General features: G+C 32.5%; 12 protein-coding genes and 1 pseudogene. 12 read left to right on the top strand and 1 reads right to left on the bottom strand.

Annotated elements, in window-relative coordinates:
* The 6 genes from LDL23_RS04080 to LDL23_RS04055 form a co-directional block, all read left to right on the top strand.
* The coding region (locus LDL23_RS04080; protein WP_291264569.1) for a DUF4249 family protein at positions 1-640 on the top strand (640 nt) is incomplete at its 5' end.
* 107 nt (positions 641-747) lie between these two features.
* Positions 748-1,410 (top strand): thiamine diphosphokinase, encoded by a 663-nt coding sequence (locus tag LDL23_RS04075; RefSeq protein WP_291264568.1) that lies wholly within the window; start codon positions 748-750, stop codon positions 1,408-1,410.
* A gap of 10 nt (positions 1,411-1,420) precedes the next feature.
* Entirely contained in the window at positions 1,421-2,635 is a 1,215-nt protein-coding gene (locus tag LDL23_RS04070) for an acyloxyacyl hydrolase (protein WP_291264567.1), read from the top strand.
* A gap of 35 nt (positions 2,636-2,670) precedes the next feature.
* Entirely contained in the window at positions 2,671-4,662 is a 1,992-nt protein-coding gene (gene uvrB, locus LDL23_RS04065; RefSeq protein WP_291264566.1) for an excinuclease ABC subunit UvrB, read from the top strand.
* Between the two features lie 8 nt (positions 4,663-4,670).
* Positions 4,671-5,144 carry a DUF4375 domain-containing protein gene (locus LDL23_RS04060; RefSeq protein WP_026725070.1) on the top strand — a complete coding sequence of 158 codons (474 nt, stop codon included), beginning with the start codon at positions 4,671-4,673 and terminating at the stop codon, positions 5,142-5,144.
* A gap of 54 nt (positions 5,145-5,198) precedes the next feature.
* Positions 5,199-5,636: a VOC family protein gene (locus LDL23_RS04055; protein WP_291264565.1), complete on the top strand. Its 438-nt coding sequence runs from the start codon at positions 5,199-5,201 to the stop codon at positions 5,634-5,636.
* Here LDL23_RS04055 and LDL23_RS04050 read toward each other — a convergent pair.
* Positions 5,633-6,034, bottom strand: coding sequence for an excinuclease ABC subunit B (locus tag LDL23_RS04050; RefSeq protein ID WP_291264564.1), 402 nt, complete (start codon positions 6,032-6,034; stop codon positions 5,633-5,635). The two genes, LDL23_RS04055 and LDL23_RS04050, sit on opposite strands and share 4 nt — an antisense overlap.
* Positions 6,035-6,076: 42 nt before the next feature.
* Here LDL23_RS04050 and LDL23_RS04045 point away from each other — a divergent pair, with 42 nt between their 5' ends.
* The 6 genes and pseudogenes from LDL23_RS04045 to LDL23_RS04020 all read left to right on the top strand — a co-directional run.
* The gene (locus tag LDL23_RS04045) at positions 6,077-6,865 is read left to right on the top strand and encodes an alpha/beta hydrolase-fold protein (RefSeq protein WP_291264563.1); all 789 of its coding nucleotides are present in this window, start codon (positions 6,077-6,079) and stop codon (positions 6,863-6,865) included.
* Between the two features lie 44 nt (positions 6,866-6,909).
* A complete protein-coding gene (locus tag LDL23_RS04040; protein WP_291264562.1) occupies positions 6,910-7,359 on the top strand; it encodes a DUF1456 family protein in 450 nt (149 codons plus the stop codon).
* A 168-nt stretch (positions 7,360-7,527) separates the two neighbouring features.
* Positions 7,528-8,454 (top strand): hypothetical protein, encoded by a 927-nt coding sequence (locus LDL23_RS04035; protein WP_291264561.1) that lies wholly within the window; start codon positions 7,528-7,530, stop codon positions 8,452-8,454.
* Positions 8,455-8,565: 111 nt separating this feature from the next.
* Positions 8,566-8,988: a VOC family protein gene (locus tag LDL23_RS04030; RefSeq protein WP_291264560.1), complete on the top strand. Its 423-nt coding sequence runs from the start codon at positions 8,566-8,568 to the stop codon at positions 8,986-8,988.
* Positions 8,989-9,052: 64 nt separating this feature from the next.
* Positions 9,053-9,736 (top strand): prolyl oligopeptidase family serine peptidase, encoded by a 684-nt coding sequence (locus LDL23_RS04025; RefSeq protein ID WP_291264559.1) that lies wholly within the window; start codon positions 9,053-9,055, stop codon positions 9,734-9,736.
* A gap of 27 nt (positions 9,737-9,763) precedes the next feature.
* Positions 9,764-10,000 (top strand): annotated as a pseudogene (locus tag LDL23_RS04020) (tRNA-dihydrouridine synthase family protein); the annotation flags it as partial.

Genomic DNA, 10,000 nt, shown 5'->3' with positions numbered 1-10,000 from the left:
TACCAATGAAATTCTTCCTGCTAATGGTGCAACCGTTACTATTACAAATAGTTCCAATGTAGTTTTCAATTTTATTGAAGTTCCAAATACAGGAGATTATGTTTGTGATAACTTTCAACCTGTAATTGGCGAAGTTTATACATTAGAAATTCTATATGATGGAGAAATATATACTGCATCTAGCGCTTTATATCCTACTCCAGATATCATTAATGTACAACAAGAAACAGTAGTTGGAATTAGTGGTGAAGACGAAATTCAAATTAAATATTTCTATCAAGATAATGGAGCTGAAGAAAATTATTATCTATTAGGTGTTAAAAATCCAAATAAACAATTTCCTGAATTTGGTGTGGTTAGCGACGAGTTTTTCCAAGGAAACGTAATGTTTGGTTTTTACGGTAGTAGCGAAACGGAACCTGGAATTACTTTAGATTTAAGCGTTCAAGGCGTTTCAAAAAGCTATTATAACTACATGAATAAATTAACAGCAATTGCCGGAAGTGGTTCTGGAAATCCATTTGCAACACCACCAGCTACCGTTAGAGGTAATATTAGTAACATTACAAACAACTCAAATTATCCGCTAGGTTATTTCTTTTTGAGTGAAATTGATACGGTTAGTTATTTGGTTCAATAATTTTTAAAAGATAAAAACGAGTTCAAGTACAAAATTGATATTGTACTTGATTTTGTTTTTTGTATTTGATTTTTTTAACGATATATTTACGGCATTAAATCTAAAAAATGTCATCACACCATATTGTTCGCGACGACCAAGAACCTGCATTAATCATTGCTAATGGCGCATCCTGTAGCGAAGAATTAATGGGACAATTGTTAGAATGGTCACCATTAGTGATTGTTTTAGACTCAGCAATTGAACGTGTTTTAGAATTAGACATTAAAGTCGATGTTTTATTGGGCGATTTTGATCGAGGTTTTAAACCTGAATATTATTTAGATAAGCAATATCCGTTAGAAATTGTTTATGCTCCCAATCAAGACAAAACCGATTTAGAAAAAGCTTTTGATTATCTTATCGAAAAAGGACACAAAGCTGTAAACGTAATTTGGGCCACCGGAAAACGTGCCGATCATACCATTACAAATATTACTAACATTGTAGCCTATCGCAATCAATTAAAAATTGTAATTATTGACGATCATTCTAAAGTATTTTTATTACCCAATAAATACGATAAATGGTATACGGCAAATACTACATTATCTTTAATTCCGATTGGAAAAGTTAGCGGAATTACCACAAAAAATTTATTTTACCCATTAAATAACGAAGAACTAACCATTGGTTATCGCACTGGAAGCAGCAATCATGTTACTGAAGACGGAATTGTTTCCATTTCACACGAAAAAGGCGATTTACTTTTAATGGAATGTTGGGATTAAAAATTTGTCTATGAATTTGAAAAAATTACTATTTATCAGTTTTATATTTTGTTCGATTATATCTAAATCTTTTTCACAAACCACTTTTAATGTAGAATATGTATTAGGCAGAACATCTCCTGCAAATGAATTTTTCCCAGAACTAAAAATGAATCAAACCCTGAGTCTTTTTGTTGGAAAAAAACATTTTTCAGATGAAGCTTGGGTACAATCACTTCAAAATCCAGAAACAGGAATACTATTTCAATACAGTAATTATGGAAATAATGAATTTGTTGGATCATCTTACAGCTTGATGCCATATTTAGAAATTCCTCTATTTCATTCAAAAACGAAACGCTTATCTTTAAACACTGCTATTGGAGCCTCTTATTTCAACAAGAATTATGACGATGGAAAAAACTGGCAAAACAAAGCCATTTCAACTGATTTCACTTGGGCTTATCGTATGTTCCTAAATTATTCTATATTTTCCAATACCTATTTAGATACTCGAGCAAGTATAGGGTATTCACATCATTCTAACGGACATATAAAATGGCCTAATCAAGGTTTAAATACTTTTTCTGCTGGATTAAACTTCAAATTTAATCCTCAAAAAGCTAAAACCGATTCTATTACTATAAACGATACAAAATATACTCCTGTTAAATTTTATCAAATCAAAACAGGCATTGGGCAACAATCAATTTATCGATTATATAACGATACTAAAGAAGTGTATTCTACTTCATTTGCTTTTGGTAAAATCTACAAAAACACGTATAAAATTGGAATTGGTTTCTTTTATACCTTTTATGAAAACTACTACGATTACATAAAAGAAGAGAAATTTTTAGTAAATGAAGACTATCCAGAATTAAAGAAAAACCCAATTTACAATTCATCTGCTTATGGTGTTTTTATAAATGGAGAACTTTTAATGAATCACTTTGCAGCTGAAGCACAATTAGGCATTAATATTGATAAACCATTTTACAAAATTGACTATCGATTAAACAGTGAAATATATGTTCCTGAAACTAGTGATTATGTTCCGAGCGAATTAGATAGTTATTATAAATTAAAACGTTTTATTTCAGGCAAACTAGGCTTAAAATATTATGCTTGGAATACTAAAAATATGCCAAAACACAATTTATCTCTTGGCGCTTATATCTGTAGTAATCTAGGACAAGCCGATTATACGGAATTAAGTTTAGGATATACTTACATCATTAAATAAAATATGTAGTATTTTTGTAAAAATACTTGCTTTACATGAAATTCCAAGTCGTATCTGAATACAAACCTACTGGTGACCAACCACAAGCCATTGAAAAACTTTCAAAAGGCATTTTAAATGGTGAAAAATACCAAACATTATTAGGTGTTACAGGTTCTGGAAAAACATTTACGGTGGCAAATGTGGTACAAGAAGTACAACGACCAACACTTATTTTAGCGCATAATAAAACACTTGCAGCTCAGTTATATTCCGAATTTAAGCAGTTTTTCCCTAATAATTCGGTGCAGTATTTTGTTTCGTATTACGACTATTACCAACCTGAAGCTTTTATTCCCGTTACCGGAACTTATATTGAGAAAGATTTATCGATTAATGACGAATTAGAAAAATTACGTTTAAGTACAACTTCCGCCCTACTTTCGGGTCGAAGAGATATTATTGTAATTTCATCTGTTTCTTGTTTGTATGGAATTGGAAATCCGGTTGAGTTTCAAAAAAACGTAATCAATTTAGAAGCAGGTCAGCAAATTTCGCGTACCAAATTACTGCATCAATTAGTTCAAAGTTTATATTCGAGAACGGAAGCCGAATTTGCCGCTGGAAATTTCAGAATCAAAGGCGATATTGTGGAAATCTTCCCAAGTTATGGCGATGAACCTTTCCGAATTCACTTTTTTGGAGATGAAATTGAAGAAATTGAAGCTTTTGATCCAACCACTGCAAAAGTGATAGAACGATACGAAAAACTAACGATTTATCCAGCAAATATGTTTGTGACTTCGCCTGATGTGTTACAAAACGCTATTTGGGCTATCCAACAAGATTTGGTCAAACAAGTGGATTATTTCAAAGAAATCGGAAAACATTTAGAAGCGAAACGTTTAGAAGAACGCACGAATTTCGATTTGGAAATGATTCGCGAATTAGGCTACTGTTCTGGAATTGAAAATTATTCGCGCTATCTTGACGGAAGGGAACCTGGAACCAGACCTTTCTGTTTGTTAGATTATTTTCCAGATGATTACTTGATGGTAGTCGACGAAAGTCACGTTACGATTTCACAAGTGCATGCCATGTATGGTGGCGATAGAAGTCGTAAAGAAAACTTGGTAGAATATGGTTTCCGTTTGCCTGCTGCAATGGACAATCGCCCATTAAAGTTTGAAGAATTTGAAGCCTTACAAAATCAAGTAATTTATGTTTCGGCAACACCTGCAGATTACGAATTACAGAAAACTGAAGGTGTTTATGTAGAACAAGTCATTCGTCCAACTGGTTTGCTTGACCCCATTATTGAAATTCGACCAAGTGCCAACCAAATTGATGACTTAATCGAAGAAATTCAATTGCGATGTGAAGCTGATGAACGCGTTTTAGTTACTACTTTAACCAAAAGAATGGCAGAAGAATTAGCAAAATATTTGACTAAAGTTTCGATTCGTTGTCGTTATATTCACTCCGATGTGGATACTTTGGAACGTGTAGAAATCATGCAAGATTTGCGAAAAGGAATCTTTGATGTGCTAATTGGTGTGAATTTACTTCGTGAAGGTTTGGATTTACCTGAAGTTTCGTTAGTTGCGATTTTAGATGCAGATAAGGAAGGCTTTTTAAGAAGTCATCGTTCGTTAACGCAAACCGTTGGTCGTGCTGCGCGTAACGTTAATGGAAAAGCGATTATGTATGCAGATAAGATAACCGCTTCGATGCAAAAAACGATTGATGAAACCAATTACAGAAGACAAAAACAAATCGATTACAATACCAAAAACGGATTAGCGCCAAAAGCTTTGAATAAAAGTTTAGGAAGTGCATTGAGTGGAAATTCTGTTTCTACAGGTTATTATGAAAAAGAAGCTCTAAAAGCGGCCGAACCAGAAAGTTTATACTTGAGTAAACCCGAAATTGAGAAAAAAATTAGAGATTTACGTAAAATGATGGAAAAAGCGGCTAAAGAATTAGACTTCATGCAAGCAGCAAAATTGCGTGACGATATAAAAGTTTTACAAGAGAAAATTAAATAAAAACACATATGAGCAAAATTGAAAACATTCTAAAATTAGAAGACGAAATCAAAATCATTGAAGCTATTGGAGAAATCATTTGGCAAAAAAAAGAAGAAACAGAGGATTTCTCTTCGTTAACCGATGAAGAAAAAGTATTCGTTTTTGTAGATTTATTTGAAGGCGCTATGGGAGAAGGCGGTTTTCAATTCTTTTTTAGTTCAGAAGCAGGTGATTTTGCAGAAGAAGTTATCACATCGTATAAAGAAATTAAAGCATTTAAAACAGCGGAATTAATTTCAAAAGCATTGGGTTTGTTTCCGGCAAAAACCTATTCGCCTGACGTGGAAAAAAGAATAGCATTCATTGAAAAAGCAGATGAAAACATCATTTCAGGTTGGGAAGACTTAGACGAATTATTTTTCGAAGACGAAACTGAAGAAGATATCGTAACATTAATCGTAGATTATATTAAAGCCAACGAAAATCAATTTGGAGCTTAATTGTTTTAAAATAAATTTTGTACTTTTAAGTAATCAATCACAAAACAATAAAGTATGGCAACAGTAAATGTATATCTTACCTTTAATGGTAATACAGAAGAAGCTTTTAATTTTTACAAATCGGTTTTTGGAGGCGAATTTACTTATATGGGTAGATTTAAAGATATGCCAGCCGATGAAAATTGTCCACCACCAAGTGAGGAAGAAGGCAATCGCATTATGCATGTAAGTTTACCTATTAGTAAAGAAACCATTTTAATGGCAAGTGATAGTACTTCGTTTAGTGGCGATGTTACGTTTGGAAACAATTTTTCCGTATCGATAAATGCGGATAGCAAGGAAGAAGCCGATAAATTATTCAACGGACTTTCTGTTGGCGGAAACATTATTATGCCAATGGAAAAAACATTCTGGGGAGCTTATTTTGGAATGTTTACTGATAAATTCGGCATCAATTGGATGGTAAATTTCGACGAAGTTCCAGCAAACTAATTATGTTGCTCAGTAAAAACGGATAATAAAACATCTCCCTCTACCATTCGGTTTGGGGAGTTTTTCATTAAATGCAGTACGCGTTTCATCGCATACGGATTCAATCCCATGTTAATTCCGATTTCGTTGATTTTAATTTGTTCAGCTTCGTGCAAAACGCCATCGCAATGCATTAATAAGGCCAAACGATAAAACTGACAAATTCGGTGAAACTCATCTTTTATTACGGTAACTTCCCCTCTATTTTCAAATAACTTATGAAAAACGGTTTTCTCGATTTCTAATTCCATGGCTACCATTTCTAAAAAATCGTATTCTCTATCATGCAATTCACCATCAATTAAGGCAAAACCTATCATTTCCTGTAATAAACTTATTTTTTCTTGGTAACTGTCCATCAAAATAGTATTTTTATGTCTTAGATGAATTCAAATATAAAAATGAAAAAGCAGTATTTCCCATTTTTGTTCTTTTTTTTATTAACATCTCTTTCGGGATGGTCGCAAAGCAAAGTTACTTCTTTTATAATTGAAGCGCCACAATTACAGACTTCCAAAAAAATTTGGTTGTATTTCCCTCATAATTATGAAACTTCAGAAAAGAAATATCCCGTAATTTACATGCACGACGGGCAAAATTTGTTTGATGACAAAACGACTTTCGCAGGCGAATGGAGAGTAGATGAAACTTTAGATTCTTTAAAAGCAGAAGTCATCATCGTAGGTATTGAAAGCAGCAACGAAAAACGAATGGATGAACTTACACCTTATCCAAATGAAAAATACGGTGGCGGAAAAGCCGATACTTATTTGGATTTCATTGTAACTACCTTAAAACCTTATATCGATACCAATTACAGAACGAAAACAGGTAAAATGAGCACAGCCATTGCTGGAAGTTCGCTTGGTGGTCTCGTTTCGTATTATGCCATTTTAAAGTATCCGAAAACATTTGGAAAAGCAGCAATTTTTTCGCCTTCTTTTTGGTTCAACAACACCATTTATACTTTGACGGAAAACACCAAAAATCTTAAAACAAAATTATACTTTATGTGTGGAGATAGCGAAAGCGAAACCACGGTAGCCGATATGGACAAAATGGTAGACTTAGTCAACGATAAAAGATGCACTTGCATGCATTTAACCAAAAAAGTAGTAATTGTCAATGGTAAACATAATGAAAAATTATGGGCGAAAGAATTTGGAAAAGCGTACCTTTGGCTCTTCTAAATGAATTAATAATTTGGAAATTGAATATTTAAAAAAGACACAGAATGAATAACAACGATATATTTAAAAAATTACGTGTAGCCTTACAACTACGTGATGACCAAATTATTGAAATTTTAAACTTGGTAAATTTCAGAGTTTCAAAAGGCGAATTAGCAAACGTATTTAGAAGTGAAGACCATCCCAATTTTATGGAATGTGGCGATCAATTATTACGCAATTTCTTAAACGGATTAGTCATTCATTTGCGTGGCACAAAAGAAGATCCTAAAAATCCAAAAGAAGTTTTAGACCAAATAGCAAAAAACAAAGCCCCACTTTACAAAGAAGACAGAAAACCGGATTTTAAAAAAGAAGGCGAGAAAAAACCTTTTAAACCAAAAGGCGGTCCAGCTAAAAAACCATTTGGACAAGGCAAACCTTCTGACAAAAAACAAAAACCAGAAAGCCCAGTAGAACGTTTTAAGTTTAACTCTGGTAAAAATAAAAAGTAAATAGAATCCTCAAGTAATTGAGGATTTTTTGTTTGCGGGAATTTGTAAATATTTTTTTTATATTTGATAAACGCAACTTAGTAGCACCAATCTACCCAAATTTGGTTGTATATGAGAAAGTTTGTTGCGCATATAAACGAGTTGTAAGCTATTTTGAAATTAAGAGTTATGAAACAAATTTTTCTTTTAATAATTATTCTAACAATTTTATCTTGTAAAAGAAAAGTTGAATCAACATCAGATGTTGATAGTCATGCTGAACTTCACAAAGAAATGGATAAAGTTGATGAAGAAATCAGAAATTTCGAAAAATTATTTATTCAACTATATGCTGATTCCAAAAAAAATCCAAATAATGTTCTCTTTAAAATTGATAGTTTATCACAAATAAATGAGAATGAAACTGACAAATATAAATCACAAATTAAAAGTCATATTCAAGACCAACTTTCATATCTAAAAGCTGAAATATATTATCGAAATGGTGAATTTGAAAAATCCTTATTTGAATTGAATAAAGACGAATATAAACATAACAATATTGCGACGGCAATAGCTGCTAATTATGTCAAATTAAAAGATTTTAATAAAGCTAAATCTTTTATAGATAGCATTGGAAAAGCATTTTATATTTATGATTATGCTCTTGGTAATTATTATGAAAGTATTGGAAATAAAGAGGAAGCTCTTAAAGTTTATAAAAAAATAAAAAAAAATAAAGAAATCAAGCATTATGCATATTATAAATTAGCAGTTGAAAGATATAATGAACTTAAAAAAGATAATCCTAAATTATTAAATGAAATATATTTTCCAACTGGAAACCCTAGTTTTGAAATTTGTGATTCCGACAGTGAAAATAGAACGAAGATTTTCAAACTAATGGAAGAATTACCCGAAAATCAAAAATGGGCTGAAACTAGTATTATAGAGTCTCCTCAAACAAATGACAAAAACTATTATTGGGTTGAAGTAAAAACTTCTCAAAATAAAATAAATAATTTCTATATTTATGAAAACACATTTGAAATTAAGTTTTTTGACAAAAAGAACAACAAAGTAATGTCTTTAAATGAATGGCGAAAATCTAAATAAAAAAACAGTTTACAACAGCGGTTTGCTTCAATTACTACTTCTGTATTTTCCTATAGAAAACCCAAAATAACGAGGAGTTCAATTCCTATACATAACATAAAAAACAAAACCATGGCACTAATCAATCCACACATCAATTTCAACGGCAATGCCGAGGAAGCGTTTCGTTTTTATCAATCGGTATTTGGTGGCGAGTTTGCTCAAATTATGCGTTTCAAAGATTTGGCAAGTGAAGAATTCCCAGTTCCAGAAAACGAAGCCAACAAAATTATGCACATTGCATTGCCAATTGGCAACAACATTTTAATGGGAAACGATGTACCTAAAATTATGGGTCGTGTAAATGAAAATGAAAACCGTTCCAAAATTTCCGTAAGTGCAGCGAGTAAAGAAGAAGCAGACCATTTATTCAACGGACTTTCAGCTGGTGGCACTGTCGAATATCCGATGAGTGATAGTTCGTGGGGTTCTTACTTTGGCATGTTTAGAGACAAATACGGCATCGAATGGATGATTAATTTTGCAGCAAAATAAACAAAAATCACAGGTTCAAATTAAATTTCCATCGCCTTCTCTATTAAAAACAATTACTTAAATAATGAAATTAAAACCACTTTATATAGCGCTTTTCATACTTACTAGCACCTTTGGGTTTTCCCAATTAAAAACCATAAAAAACAAAACCACTTATCCGTTTTGGATTAATGTTCCAGAAAAAGAAAGCACTGAAAAACAACCTGTTTTGATTTTTCTTCACGGAAAAAGTCTTTCTGGAACTGATTTAAATCGTGTGAGACGTTATGGTGTTTTACGAGCAATGGATAAAGGAAGAAAAATCCCAGCTATTGTTGTAGCACCACAAGTAGCAAAAGGAAATTGGAATCCAGATAAAGTTTTAGAAGTTTTAGACTATGTAAAGAAAAACTACAACGTAGACGAGTCTCGAATTTACGTTTGTGGCATGAGTTTAGGCGGTTATGGCACTTTACACTTTGCTGGAAAATACGCCGATAAAATCACCGCAGCAGTTGCTATTTGTGGTGGCGGAAATGTTAAAGATGGTTGCAAATTAGCCAAAATTCCACTATGGATTCAACATGGTGATGTGGATTATATTGTACCAATGTCAGAATCAAAAAAAGTGGTTGATGCCATAAAAAAATGCGACGAAAAGGCAGATGTTACTTTAACCATTATCAAAGGTGGAAATCACGGCAATGTAGAACGTCTTTTTCACGAAGATGCTATGTATGATTGGTTATTTAAACAGAAAAGAGAGTAATACGTTTCTTTCTCTTATCTTTGCTGCATGAGTATCACATTATTATCTTCCCCTTTACAAGGTTTTACCGATTTTAGATTTCGAAACGCATTCCACAAACACTTTGGTGGCATAGACACTTTCTATTCGCCTTACATCAAACTGAATGGAAAATTGGTAGTAAAAGGTTCATACGAACGTGATATTCTTCCTGAAAACAACAGTACTTTAGAAGTTATTCCGCAGATAATTACCAATGATGCTGAAGAGTTTTTATTCGTTGCA

This window comes from Flavobacterium sp. (assembly GCF_020217025.1).
Taxonomy (GTDB): domain Bacteria; phylum Bacteroidota; class Bacteroidia; order Flavobacteriales; family Flavobacteriaceae; genus Flavobacterium.
This window is presented reverse-complemented; position numbering and strand designations above follow the sequence as displayed.